8 protein-coding genes are annotated in these 12,866 nt (G+C 73.5%); 4 read left to right on the forward strand and 4 right to left on the reverse strand.

The genetic code is table 11. The features are described from left to right. Positions 1-150 precede the first annotated feature (150 nt). A complete protein-coding gene (locus tag FHS87_RS19290) occupies positions 151-615 on the forward strand; it encodes a GlcG/HbpS family heme-binding protein (RefSeq protein WP_184521024.1) in 465 nt (154 codons plus the stop codon). Beyond that, positions 615-2,003 carry a M20/M25/M40 family metallo-hydrolase gene (locus FHS87_RS19295; RefSeq protein WP_184521025.1) on the forward strand — a complete coding sequence of 463 codons (1,389 nt, stop codon included), beginning with the start codon at positions 615-617 and terminating at the stop codon, positions 2,001-2,003. Before FHS87_RS19290 ends, FHS87_RS19295 begins: the two co-directional genes overlap by 1 nt. Before the next feature lie 55 nt (positions 2,004-2,058). On the opposite strand, the gene FHS87_RS19300 is transcribed toward FHS87_RS19295, so the two are convergent. The 3 genes from FHS87_RS19300 to FHS87_RS19310 form a co-directional block, all read right to left on the reverse strand. After that, positions 2,059-2,247: a hypothetical protein gene (locus tag FHS87_RS19300; protein ID WP_184521026.1), complete on the reverse strand. Its 189-nt coding sequence runs from the start codon at positions 2,245-2,247 to the stop codon at positions 2,059-2,061. Positions 2,248-2,441: 194 nt separating this feature from the next. Further along, on the reverse strand, positions 2,442-6,203 hold the full coding sequence (locus FHS87_RS19305; RefSeq protein WP_184521027.1) for a translocation/assembly module TamB domain-containing protein: 3,762 nt from the start codon (positions 6,201-6,203) through the stop codon (positions 2,442-2,444). Next, positions 6,203-8,113: an autotransporter assembly complex protein TamA gene (locus FHS87_RS19310; RefSeq protein ID WP_184521028.1), complete on the reverse strand. Its 1,911-nt coding sequence runs from the start codon at positions 8,111-8,113 to the stop codon at positions 6,203-6,205. The genes FHS87_RS19305 and FHS87_RS19310 overlap by 1 nt, the downstream gene beginning before the upstream one ends. 23 nt (positions 8,114-8,136) lie before the next feature. Between FHS87_RS19310 and FHS87_RS19315 the strand changes: the two genes are divergently transcribed. Next, entirely contained in the window at positions 8,137-9,288 is a 1,152-nt protein-coding gene (locus tag FHS87_RS19315) for an amidohydrolase (RefSeq protein WP_184521029.1), read from the forward strand. Positions 9,289-9,299: 11 nt separating this feature from the next. Further along, positions 9,300-11,933, forward strand: coding sequence for a bifunctional acetate--CoA ligase family protein/GNAT family N-acetyltransferase (locus tag FHS87_RS19320; RefSeq protein ID WP_184521030.1), 2,634 nt, complete (start codon positions 9,300-9,302; stop codon positions 11,931-11,933). A gap of 24 nt (positions 11,934-11,957) precedes the next feature. Here the strand turns inward: FHS87_RS19320 and FHS87_RS19325 are convergent, their stop codons facing one another. Next, positions 11,958-12,836 carry a helix-turn-helix domain-containing protein gene (locus tag FHS87_RS19325; RefSeq protein ID WP_184521066.1) on the reverse strand — a complete coding sequence of 293 codons (879 nt, stop codon included), beginning with the start codon at positions 12,834-12,836 and terminating at the stop codon, positions 11,958-11,960. Positions 12,837-12,866 lie beyond the last annotated feature (30 nt).

The raw sequence follows: 12,866 nt of genomic DNA on the forward strand, positions 1-12,866 counted from the left end.
TGAAGGTCACAGGTTCAAATCCTGTCCCCGCATCCAAATACATCCCATCCACAAAGCCCCGACAGGCATCGCCCGTCGGGGCTTTGTGCTGTTTGCGGCCGGAGAAGCAGGGAATAGAACCCTTCGCGTCAACAGCGGAGCGACGTTCTCATGCCCAACCCTCCTACCGGCTTCCAGCACGGCATCACATTGGATCAGGCGCAGCGGATCGTCTCTGCCTCACTCGAAGAGGGGCGGCGCCTTAATCTCGCGCCCCTAACCGTGGTCATCCTGGACGCCGCAGGTCAGATCAAGGCGGTGCTGAAGGAAGACGGCTGCAGCCTGCTCCGCCCGGCGATCGCCCATGGCAAGGCCTTCGGCGCAATGGGCCTTGGCTTCGGCGGCCGTGAACTCGCGCGGCGTTCCCAGGGGATGCCCGGTTTCATGAATGCCTTCTCGGACCTTGCCGGCGGCGCGGCGGTGCCCGTTCCCGGCGGCGTTCTCATACGCGATGCGGGCGGGGCCATCCTGGGCGCGGTCGGCATCTCCGGGGACCTGTCCGACAAGGACGAGGCGGCGGCGGTTGCGGGCATCAAGGCCGCGGGACTGACGCCGGACACGGGGGACGACGCCTGATGAGCCGTCTTCCCGAAGTCCTGGCCCGGCTCGATTCTGCCGAGGCTGAGATCCGCGGCCGCTACTTCGATTTCCTCCGCATTCCCAGCGTGAGTGCCCAGCCCGACCATGCCGCTGACTGCCGCCGCGCCGCGGCCTGGCTGGTGGAGGAACTCCGGGCGATCGGCTGCACCGCCGAGATCCGGGAGACGCGGGGTCAGCCCGCCGTGGTGGCCTACCACCCCGGCCCGGGCAATGGGGCGTCACCGGTGCTGTATTACGGCCATTACGATGTCCAGCCCGCGGAACCCTTCGAGCTCTGGACCTCGCCTCCCTTCGAGCCGACCTTAAAGGAAGGCCCCAACGGCCCGATCACCGTGGCTCGGGGTGCGGTGGACGATAAGGGACAGGTCATGACCTGGCTCGCCGCCATGCGGGCCTGGCACGAAGTGGCGGGCGGCCCGCCGGTCCCGGTGCGCGTGCTGGTGGAGGGGGAGGAGGAGATCGGCAGCCCGAGCCTCGACGCCTTCCTCGACCAGCACGCGGGCGAGCTGAAGCAGGCCCGAGCCGTCGTCGTCAGCGACACCAACATGTGGGATCCGCAGACCCCGGCCATCTCGGCCCGCCTGCGCGGCATGGCCTACGCGCAGATCGACCTCTACGCGGCCTCGCGCGACCTCCATTCCGGCCTTTATGGCGGGATGGCGCTGAACCCGATCAACCTGCTCAGCAAGATCGTGGCCGAGCTGACGGACGCGAACGGCCGTATCCAGCTACCCGGCTTCTACGACGCGGTGCCGGAGGTCGGCGGCAACCTCGATGCCGCCTGGGACTCTCTCGGCTTCGACGAGGGACGCTTCCTCGGGGATATCGGCCTCTCCGTTCCCGCCGGGGAGAAGGGGCTGAAGCCGCTGGTCCGGCAGTGGGCACGCCCGACCTGCGACGTGAACGGCATCTGGGGCGGCTATACCGGCCCGGGCTCCAAGACCGTTATCGCGGCCGAGGCGCATGCCAAGGTGTCCTTCCGCCTGGTCGGTGACCAGGACCCCGAGGCGGTGCTGGACTCGCTCGAAGCCTTCGTGAAGGCCCGCGTCCCCGCCGACGCCCGTGTCGAGGTCCAGCGCTTCGCCTCCGCGCCGCCCGTAGTGGTGCCGGAGGACAGCGATGAGGTTGCCGCTGCCCGTCGCGCGCTCGCGGCGGAGTACGGGCGCGAGGCGGTGCTCATCGGCTCCGGTGGTTCCATCCCCGTGGTTGAGAGCTTCCGCCGCATCCTCGGCCTGGACAGCGTGCTCATGGGCTTCGGGCTGAACGACGACCAGGTGCACAGCCCCAACGAGAAGTTCGACTGGGCCTGCCTCATGCACGGTGCCCGCAGCCACGCGCGCCTGCTCGCCGAACTGGGCGCCTGAACAGGAAACGGCCCCGCCTCCGGTCAGGAAGCGGGGCCGTCCGGGGAGGCGTGGATCAGCGCTTGGCGCCGAGATCGGCGCGGAGCTCCGCGATCCGGCCCTTGATGCTCTCGCGCAGGCTCGGGGAGGTGTGCGCCTTCATCCCGGCCAGGGTCTGTTCCAGCTCGGCGAGAAGCCGGCGCTTCTCGTCCACGCTGCGCCGGATCGGCTTGTTGTCGCTGAACTGTCCTTCGAAGGCGCGCATGAGGCTCCTCCTCTCCCTCTTATCGTCGAAGCGGTCCCGGCGCTGGGGCAGGGCCGAGGTGCCGGAGCACCCCGCACGCCCCTGCCATTTCCTGCCGCTTTGGGTGCGGCCGGTGGCTCGGGATCGGCCGAGTCTAACGGGTCCCCGGCGGGACCGGAATACCCGCTTCCCGCGAAGCAGGCCGGCGCCCTCCCTCAGTACTCGTACTCATAGGTGATGCCCGCTCCCTGGCTGTCCGCACCGGCACCGCTCTCCAGCTTCAGCCGCGGCGTCAGCTCGATCTCCACGCCGACGCGCGGCGAGCCCGTGCTCGTCCCGGGATCGACGTTCAGGTAGATGCCCTGTCCAAGATAGCCGCCGGCCTCGATCCCCGGCGTGCCATTCGCGCCCGTGCCGATGCCCAACCGGTCCAGCCCGAGGCTGCGGCTCACCCGCCCGAGCACCCCGCTCACCGGGTCCTCCTTCCCGCCGGCGAGGGCACCGGACAGCACGCGCGCGAGCTGGGCGATCTGGAAAGGCGAGAGCTTGTCCGCCGAACGGTTGAAGATCAGCCGGGCGAGCACCTCGTCCTGCGGGAGCTCGGGCGAGGAGGTGAACTCGATCTTGGGCGCACGCGGGGTGCCCGTGACAGTCACGTTGATCGTCGTGCTGCTGGCGCGCGACGTCGCGAGCAGGTCGATCTCGGGCGAGGCGACGTCTCCCTGGAAGGTCAGCACGCCGCGCTCGAAGTTCAGCCGCCGGTCCAGCACGGTGAGGTTGCCGCGCCGCAGCCGCAACGCGCCGCTCGCCTGCGGGTCGGAGATGGTGCCGGCGATCCGCACGTCCCCGCCCAGCTCCACGTCCAGCCCGCGCCCGCGGAGATAGATCTGCCCCGGCGCGCGGAACGCGATGTCGAGCGCGAGCGGCGGCGCGTCGGAAGGTGGGGGGGCGGCACGCCGGCCGGCCGCGCGCCGGGCCGCCGCGGTGCCGGGGGGCGGGGAGGGGATGTTGCGCCCGACCTCACGCACCTCGCCGATATCGGGCACGCCCCCCGGCAGCCCCTCGGGGATGCCGATGGTCGCGTTCCGCGCGGTGATCGCCCCGGCGAGCCGCATGCCGTCCCCGACGGAGCCTGAGAGGCGCAGGTCCGTGTCGAAGGCGCCGCGCAGCAGGTCGGAGGAGACGGGCTGGAGGTTCTGGCCCGTCACGCTCAGGTCGATCGGCTGCCCCTCGGCGAAGGGGCGCAGGTCGCCCCGCGCTGTCAGCGTGCCCGGCCCCGCCCGGGCGGTGATCGATTCCACGACGATCCGGTCGGCGTCGCCCCTGACCGTCCCACGGATGTCGCGCAGCGCGAGCCCGTATTCGAGGTTGCGGAAGGAGCCATTGGAGAGCCGCGCCGTGCCGGAGACCTGTGGCTCGGCCACCGTGCCCCCCGCCCGCGCATCGATCGCGACCGTCCCCGCAACGCGGTTCGCCCCGCTCAGGAGGAAGGGCGCGGCGATCACGCCGATATCCGTGGTGCCGCGCAGCGTGGCCTCGATCGGCCCGGCGAAGTCGGACGGCAGCCGGGCCTGGAGGTTCAGCCTGAGCGCTTGGCCCAGGCGGAACTCCGCCTGCGTCTCGACCGACTCGCCCCGCATCCGCGCGGTGGCCTGGAGCGTGCCCTCGGGCAGGCCGCGCGCCCAGGGCGCCCCGGCACGGAGCCCCGTGCCGCGTAGATCGCCCTCGATCCCGGGCCGCGCCACGGGACCGGAGAGCCGGACATCGCCGGAAAGCGTCCCGGAGAGCGCCGGCTCCGGGAGGAAGAGGTTCGCGATTCCCAGGGGCAGGCTGGTGAGGGTGGCGCGGAGATCGGCATTCTCCGGTCCCCAGCGCCCGGTCACCCGAAGCGTTCCGCCCGGCCGGCCCTGGAGGCTCAGCCCCTCGGTCGAGACCCCGCCCCCGGGGGTGAGGAGGATCGTCGCGGGGGCCGAGAGGCGGACGCCCAGGGCCTGCCGCGTCACATCCAGTGCGGCGAGGTCGATCCGCTTCTCCGGCTCGTGCAGGGCGAGGCGGGCCCGCAGCGTGGCGCGGGCCTCGAGGGCGCGCAGGTCGGCCCGCAGGTCCAGCGCCGCATCCGTCCCGTTCGCCTGGATCGTCCCGTTCACCACCTGCCCGCCGGCTCGGAGATCGTTCGCCCGGATCTCCGCCTCGATTCCCTGGCGCCGCTCCGCGCCGGCCTCCCTGGGGGCGAGGCTCGCGGAGACGCGCAGCCCGCCTCCGAGCGGCGCGCCGGCCACCGGGGTCAGGGGCGCGAGGTCCGTGGCCTCCAGCAGGAGGGTCGCGCGGGCAAGGGCGGTGGCCGTGTTCACCTCCCCGCTCCCCTCCAGCCGCGCCGGGCCGAGGGCGGCGCGTAGCGTCTGCACCCGGATCACCTCACCCTCCTGGGCGGCGCGGGCCTCGGCGGTCAGTGGCATGTTCTGGAGCCGCGCCGAGAGGTTGAGGCTGCCCGCCGGGACCGTCGCCCGGGGAAGCGAGGCCTCCAGACGCAGCGCTTCGAAGCGGCGGCCATAGGCTTCCAGCTCCGGCGACTCGGCCCGCAGCGCAACGGCCGGCTCCGAGGCGGGGCCGGTGACGCGCGCCTCCGCGCTCAGCCGCCCCCGGACGGGCGCGGCCGGGATGTCCTCCGCCGCGAGGGCGGCGTTGATGGTGAGGTTCAGCCTCTCCCCGAAGCCGCCCTCTGCCCGGAGCGTCACGGCGCGGCCGTTCACGGCCAGCTCGTGCAGGTGCTCCCGGTTGGCGCGCAGCAGGAGGGTCGGCGCCTCGCCGAGCAGGGCCGGCGCGGGCTCGGGCAGCCGTGGCTGCCGGAGCGTGGCCTCGACCCGCAGCTCCGGCGCGGCGGTCGTGCCCGTCACGCTGCCGCTCGCCTCGACCGCGCTCCAGCCAACGGTCGGCGGAACGAGGCCGGCCAGGGCCGCCGCATCGCCCACCCGCGCCTCGAAGGCGAGGTCGAGCGCCTCGCCCAGCGTGCCCCGCGCCTCGACGGCCGCCGCACCCGCATCGATCCGTGCCCGCTCGATCCGGGTTCCGCCGCCACCGGCCGGGGAGGTCCGGAAGTCGAAGCGGAGGGCCGCCAGGGGAGGGGGCAGGAAGCCGCCGAGCGCGGCGTTGCCCGAGGCCTCCAGCCCGACCCCGCCGCCGGCGGGGAGGCTGACCGTGCCGCGCCCTTCCAGCCGCGCGGTCTCGCCGAGATCGGCCAGCAGGTTGAGCGCCGCCCCGCTCGCCGGGCCATCCAGCTCTACGCGCAGGCGCGTGGCCCCCTCCGGCTTGCCGAGAAGGGAGGCGACGAGGCCGCCGGGCGCCTCGTCATAGGAGAGGTCGATCTTCATCCGCTGCCCCGGCGCGAGGGCGAGGTCGAGGTCGAGCGATCCCGGCGCGTCCAGGCGCCGTCCCTTGGCCCCGATGAACGCGCCGTCGGCCCCGAGCCGCCCGCCCGCCTCCAGCGAGAGGACGGCCGGGATGCCCGCGACAGCCCTTCCCAGCTCGATCCGCGGCAGGGCCAGGCGCTCCAGCGCCACCTCTACCGGCAGCTGCGGGAGCTGGGGGATGACCGGCCCGGCGGGTTCGGCGGGCTGTGGCTCGGGCCGGGGCTCCGTGACGGGAAGGCGGGTGAAGGCCACGCGGCCGGCGGAGATGTTCGACACCCGGAACTCGCGCGAGGCCAAGCGGAGGAGGTCGAGGTCGAGGGCGATGTCCTCGGCGACGAGATAGGGCCCCTCGCGGTCCGACAGCACCACCCGCCCGATTCGCGGGGCGGCGGGCAGGCCGCCATGCAGGTTCTCGATCTCCAACCCGGGTACGAAGCGCATGGCTAGCCCGGCCAGCGCCTCCTGCCCCGGCCGGAGGTTCAGCGCCGCCCAGGCCCCGGCCAGGAGCACCACCGGCAGCACAACGGCCACGCCCAGGAGCGAGAGCAGGATACGCCCGACCCAGCGCATCAGAAGGCCTGCCCGATCCCGACATAGAGGCCGTAGCCCGAGCTTCCCGGCACTTTCGAGAGGGGCAGGGCGACATCGGCGCGGATCGGCCCGATCGCCGTGGCGTAGCGGAAGCCGAGGCCCGCCCCGATCCGCAGGTCGCCGAAGCCCGTCGCCGGGTTCTCCCCCACGCTGCCGGCATCGACGAAGAGCGCCACGCCGTAGGGCCCGGAGATGCGCTGGCGCAGCTCGACGCTGCCCTCCAGCAGGGAAAGGCCGCCGCGCGGGGTGTTGTCCCGCCGGCGCGGGCCGATGCTCTGGAAGTCGTAGCCGCGCACGGAGCCGCCGCCGCCGGCATAGAAGCGCAGGTGCGGCGGGATATCGATCGCCTCCGCCCCGGCCAGGGTCCCGAAGCCGGCCCGCAGGGCGAGGATGCTGCCCTTGTCCCCGCTGAGGTCGAAATAGGCGCTTCCCGTGCCGCGCACCCGCACGAAGACGGCGCTGGAATCGCCGACCGAGGTGGTGGGCGAGACCAGGAGGTTCGCCCGCACCCCGCGCGAGGGGTCCAGCACGTTGTCCGTCCCGTCGTACCGCGCGCCGAGCGGCAGGGAGAGAAGGGCGTAGCTGAGGTCCTGGTCCAGCTCCGAGGTCTTGCCCAGCTCGGCGGCGATGCCGGCCGAGACGGTCAGGCGCGGGTCCAGCCGCCGCTCGAGGGAGAAGCCGGCGGTCACGGCGTCCCGGTCATAGGCGCGCAGGCGCTCGCGCAGGATCGCCACGTCGGTCACCGCCGTCGCGTTCAGCCCGGCGAACCAGGGCTGCCGCAGATTGGCCGAGAGGCGGTAGCCCGTGTCGCTCACCCCGCGCTGGGTGGTGCGGGAGACCTCGCCCTCGATCCGCAGGCGCTCGGCCGCCCCGAACAGGTTCCGGTGCTCCCAGTAGGCGCGGAGGGTCGGGCCGTAGCGCGTCTCGTAGCCGGCGGTGCCGCCGATGGCGCGGAAGGGCCGCTCGGCGACGAGGAAGGTGACGGGAAGACGGCCATCGGGGTCCAGCCGCTCGCCGATGCGCGCGCGGACCGTGCCGAAGACGCCCAGCGCGAGCACGTCCCGCCGCACCCGGTCCAGCTCCTGTGGGCTGTAGACATGGCCGGCGAGCACGCCGGAGGCCCGGCGGAGCAGGGTGGGATCGACATTCTCCGATCCCTCCACCGCCGGCTGGGCGAAGCGGGCGCGCGGGCCGGGCTGGACCAGATAGACGATCTCCATCGTGCGCGCGTCGTGATCGACGGTGATCTCCCGCCGGGGCACGCTGGCGAAGGGGTGGCCGGCGTCCCGCAGCCGGGTGAGCAGGGTCTCCTGCGCGTCGTTCACGGCGGCGGCGCGCGCCGGGTCCCCGGGGCCGAGCCCGGCGACCTCCCCGGCCTCGGCGATGCTCTCCTCGACGACGGAGGGGCGGAGGCTGACGCTGGAGATGCGATAGAGCGGGCCGGTTTCCGCCCCGATGACGACGGGCACCGGCTCCGTGCCCCGCGCGGCCAGGCGCAGGGCGAGGTTCGGCGCGTCCGGCGGCTCGCCCGCCAGGGTCACCCGCGGCGTGCCGGCATAGTAGCCCTCCGACCGCAGCGCCCGCTGGAGCTGGCCGAGATCCTGCAGCGCCCGCGCCACCAGCCCCTCCGCGCTCGTCGGCACGCTCTCGCGCAGCCGCCTCAGGGAGGAGACGCCGTCCATCGCCGTGTCGAGGGAGGGGTTGCCGGTTGGGGTGAAGGTCACATCATAGCTGCGGACGGGGCCATCCGGGCTGTCGCTCTCCGGCGCCCCGCCCGGGCGCGGCTCCTCGGCCGGCGCCGTCCCCGCGGGCTGGGCGGCGACGACCCCGACCAGCAGCGAGGCCAGCAGCAGCGCGACGGGCACAAGTCCGGGGTGGAGCGAAGGCAATGGAAGGGCTAACTCCTCAATCCATGGATCATGATCTCGCCGAGACCCTCACGCGCTGGCGCCGACACCTCCATGCGAACCCGGATGTCACGGGGCAAGAAGGCCCGACCGCGGATTTCGTCGCCCAACGTTTGCGTGAACTCGGCATTTCCGAGGTGGAAACAGGCGTCGGCGGGCACGGGGTGGTGGCAACCATCCGCCGCGGCGGCGGCAACCGGAGCGTCGGCCTCCGCGGCGACATGGACGCCCTGCCGATCCAGGAGGCGAGCACCGAGCTTCCCTGGCACAGCACCCGCCCCGGCGTGATGCATGCCTGCGGGCATGACGGCCACACCACCGCCCTGCTCGGCGCGGCGGCCCTGCTGATGCGGGACGAGAGCTGGTCCGGCACGGTGCGCCTCGTCTTCCAGCCGGCGGAGGAAGGCGGCGGCGGCGCGCGGTCGATGGTCGATGATGGCCTGTTCCAACGCTTCCCCATGGACCGCATCTTCGGCTGGCACAACTGGCCCGGCCTGCCCGTGGGCACCATCGCCGTGCATGATGGCCCGGTGATGGCGGCCGGCAAGCGCTTCCGCATCCTCGTCGAGGGCCATGCGGGCCATGCCGCCCTGCCGCACCTGACGCATGATCCCATCGTGGCGGCGGGCCACGCCATCGTCGCCTGCCAGTCCATCGTCTCCCGCAACCTCGATCCCCTCGACTCCGCCGTGGTCAGCCTCACCACGATCGAGGGCGGCGAGGCCTGGAACCAGATCGCGGCCCGGGTGGAGATCAAGGGCTCCATGCGCTTCCTGCACGAGGCGACGGGGCGGATGATCGAGGAGGGGCTGCACCGCATCGCGCGCGGGCTGTCGGAGACCTTCCAGCTCCGCGCCACGGCGGAGGTGCTGGGCGGCGTGGACGCGACGACGAACCACCCGGCCGAGCGCGACCTCGCCGCCGGGGCCGCCGCCGCCGTCGCCCCGCTCCGCCGCGACCTGCCCGCCGCGATGACCGGCGAGGACTTCTCCGTCTTCCTGGGCCAGGTGCCCGGCGCCTTCGTCTGGATCGGCAACGGCCCGGCCGAGGGGGGACGCGAGCTGCACAACCCGAATTACGACTTCGACGACCGGGTGCTGCCCACCGCCAGCCGCTTCCTCGCGGAGACGGCCCGGCGCGCCCTGGCCGGCGACTAGGAGGAACGCGGGTGGCGCTGCCGGTCTCCCTCTCCGGCCACGGGCTGAAGCCGGGCTTCCGCGACACCTCGCTCTTCGCGCCGCGCAGCGTCGCCCTGCTGGCGGACCCCGCCCTGCCGGCCTCCCCCGTGCTGGCGCGCAACCTGGCCGCGGGCGGGTTCAAGGGCCCGCTGCACGCCGTCGGCCATCCCTGGCCGGGCATGGCGCATGCGGAAGGGCTGGAGGCACTGCCGGCCGCGCCCGATCTCGCCGTGCTCTCCCTCCCGCCCGCCGCGATCGAGAGGACCATGGCCGCGCTCGGGGCGCGCGGCTGCCACGCGGCGGTGGTGCCGGGCCCCGCGCCGGACCTCGCCACTATCTGCGCGCGGACCGGGGTTCGCGCCCTGGGCGACCACTCCTTCGGCCTCTGCGTGCCGTCCCTCGGGCTGAATGCCTCGCTCTCCCACCTCATGCCGCGGCCGGGGCGGCTGGCGCTGCTCTGCCAGTCCTCCGCCCTGGCGCGGGCGGTGATCGACTGGGCGGAGGGGGAGGCGGTGGGCTTCACCCTCATCGCGGGGATCGGCACGAATCTCGACTACGGCTTCGCCGGCGCGCTCGACTGGCTGGCGCGGGACGCGGCGACCGGCGCCATCCTGCTGGACCTCCGCCGCATCAAGAACCGGCGGCTCTTCATCTCCTCTGCCCGCGCGGCGGCGCGCAGCCGGCCGGTGGTGGCGCAGCGGCCCGGCCATGCCGGGCGGGGCGCGGCGGATGCCGTGATGGGGGCGGCGCTGCGCCGGGCCGGCGTCCTGCGCGTACAGGGGCTGGAGGACCTGCTCTCCGCCGCCGAGACCCTGGCGCGGGTGAAGCCCTCCGCCCGCCCGGGACCGGATGGCCAGCGCGGGGACCGGATCGCTATCGTCACCAACGGCTACGGGCCGGGGCAGATGGCGGCCGATGCCGCGCTGCGCGGCGGCGGGCGGCTGGCCGAGATCACCCCCGAGGCGCGCTCCGTGCTCGACCTCGCGCTTCTCGGCGGATGGGCGGGGGAGAACCCGCTCGCGCTGCCGATGGGTCAGGCGCACCGCCTCGGGGAGGCGGCCGTCCTCCTCTCGGCCTTGCGGGAAGTGGATTCGGTGGTGGCCATCCACGCGCCCGCGCCGGAGGAGGACCCCGCCCTCGCGGCCGAGAACCTCGCCGCCGCGGCGGCCACGGCGGGGCGGGGCGGACGGAGCGCGCCGGTGCTGGCCGCCTGGCTCGGCCAGTCCGTCGCTGGGGCGCAGCGGCGGGCCCTCGCCGAGCGGGGCATCGCCGTTTTCGCCACGCCCGAGGCGGCGGTGCAGGGCGCGCTGCACCTCGCCCAGGACCGGCGCAACCGGGCCGCCGCTGCGGAGCTGCCGCCGAGCGAGGTGCTGGAGGTCACGCCCGACCGGGCGCGGGTCGCGGCCCTGTTCCGCCGGGTGCGCGAGGCCGGGCGCCTGCGCCTGGACGAGGCGGAGGCGCTCTCCGTGCTGGAGGCCTATGGCCTCCCCATCATCCCGCACCGCACGGCCGCCACGGTGGAGGAGGCCGTCGAGGCCGCCGAGGCACTCGGATGGCCCGCGGTGCTGAAGGTGCTGAGCCCGGACCTGCCGGCCAAGACGGAGGTCGGCGCCGTCGCCCTGAACCTCGCCGACGCCGCCGCCCTGCGAGGCGCCGCGGAGGCGATGGCGGCGCGGCTCGCCCGGTCGAGCCCCGGGCTCGTCCCGCATGGCTGGATGGTGCAGCGGCAATCCCCGCGCGGGCGCGAGCTGCGGCTGAGGACGGGCGACGACCCCATGTTCGGCCCCTGGATCGGCTTCGGCACCGGTGGCACCGCCGCCGGGATGGAGAGCGATGAGGCCCACGACCTTCCCCCGCTCAACCGGGCCCTCGCCCTCTCCCTCATCGCGCGTACCCGCGTCTCCCGGCTGCTCGACGGGTGGCGGGACCATCCGGCGGTGTCGCGGGAGGGTCTGGCGGAGGCGCTGGTGGGCCTCTCGCAGCTCTCGGTGGATTTCCCCGAGATCGCCTCGGTCACCGTCAATCCCCTCGTCGCCCGTGAGGACGGGATGGAGGTGCTGGACGCCGACCTCGCCCTGCGCCCGGAGGGAGAGGTGGGCTTCCTCGCCATCCCCCCCTATCCGGCGGAACTCGCCCAGCCCTTCACCATCCGGGACGGGCGGCAGGTGCTGGTGCGGCCGATCCGGCCGGAGGATGCGGAGGGCGTTGCCGCCTTCGTCCGGCGAGTCTCGCCGGAGGATCTGCGCTACCGCTTCTTCAACCGGCTGCGCGAGCTGCCGCCGGCCCAGATCGCGCGCCTGACCCAGATCGACTACGACCGCGAGATGGCCTTCACCGCCCTGGATGGCGAGGCGATTGCCGGGGTGAGCCGGCTGGTGCTGGACCAGGAAGGCGGGGGCGAGTTCGCCATCCTCATCGACGGCGCCTGGAAGCGCGGCGGCCTCGCGCGCCACCTGATGGCGAGGCTGGTGGACTGGGGACGCAGCCGGGGGCTGAAGCGCATCTCGGGCCAAGTGCTGGCCGACAATACCGGCATGCTGCGCTTCGTGCGCGTCATCGGCTTCGAGACGCGGCGAACCGAGGACCCGGAGATCCTCGAAGCCTACCTGACCCTGGAAGAGTAGCGGAGGGCGGGGCGGTGGCCCCGCCTAGTGCATCCGCGTCTCGGCCAGGAGCAGCCGCACGCGCGCGGCGGCCTCCGCGCCCTTGCGCGCCTCGCGCCAGGCAGCCTCGGCGACGCGCTGATGGATCGAGACGGCCTCGTCCGCCGCCGTGATCGTCCCGACGCCGATGGCGCCGATCGGCACACTGTCCGGCTGGAAGGGATTGGCGCAGAGATGGGCACGGTCCCGCGCGCGCAGGACGATGAAGTTCCCATTCGGCTCGGCGTCGGGTAGCAGCCCGATCTGCAGGCCCATGGGCACGCTCTCCATCAGCGCCGCCACATTCTCCAGCTCCGTCCGGGCAGCGACGCGGCAGCGATGGCGCACCCGCTCGGACAGGTTCATGGCGGGGGCAATGCCGTCCACCAGGAAGGAGCGGAGGGCCTGCTCGCTCACCATGGCGATGATCGAGGGGCGGCGGGACTGGTAGGCCTTCTTCCGGGCGGCGAGGAGGCCGAGGGCCTGCTCCGCGGCGCCGTGGAAGGCGAGGCGCTCGGGCGCCGCATCGGCCGCTTCCGCCAGCGCATCCGTCAGCGCCGCGTCATAGGCGTCCGTCGTCACGAGGGTGCAGAGGGCTCCGCCGAGCTGAAGGATCTGCTCCGCATCCTCCTCCACCTGCCGCAGCCGCTCCTGCAGGGCGAGCGGGCGCGAGAAATACTCGACCCCGATCCCAAGAAGGGAAAGAGGCGAGATCTTCAATAGCTCCGCGAGGCGCCGGATCGTGTCCAGCTTGATAACCTCGCCCTTTTCATAGCGATAAAGGGCAGCGCGCGACACGCCGAGTCTTGCCGCGATCTCCTCGGCCCGAAGACCGGATTCGAGGCGATATGCCCTCAGTTGCTGGCCGATATCGGCAAACCGCATGGCAGGTCCCTCGCTCATCCTGGCACTCAT

The sequence above is a fragment of the Muricoccus pecuniae genome, from assembly GCF_014199205.1.
In the GTDB taxonomy this organism is placed as follows: domain Bacteria; phylum Pseudomonadota; class Alphaproteobacteria; order Acetobacterales; family Acetobacteraceae; genus Roseomonas; species Roseomonas pecuniae.

Coding starts and splice junctions, on each gene's coding strand:
- FHS87_RS19325 (WP_184521066.1), bottom strand. CDS start 12,836: ATGCGGTTTGCCGATATCGGCCAGCAACTGAGGGCATATCGCCTCGAA.
- FHS87_RS19295 (WP_184521025.1), top strand. CDS start 615: ATGAGCCGTCTTCCCGAAGTCCTGGCCCGGCTCGATTCTGCCGAGGCT.
- FHS87_RS19300 (WP_184521026.1), bottom strand. CDS start 2,247: ATGCGCGCCTTCGAAGGACAGTTCAGCGACAACAAGCCGATCCGGCGC.
- FHS87_RS19290 (WP_184521024.1), top strand. CDS start 151: ATGCCCAACCCTCCTACCGGCTTCCAGCACGGCATCACATTGGATCAG.
- FHS87_RS19305 (WP_184521027.1), bottom strand. CDS start 6,203: ATGCGCTGGGTCGGGCGTATCCTGCTCTCGCTCCTGGGCGTGGCCGTT.
- FHS87_RS19315 (WP_184521029.1), top strand. CDS start 8,137: ATGGATCATGATCTCGCCGAGACCCTCACGCGCTGGCGCCGACACCTC.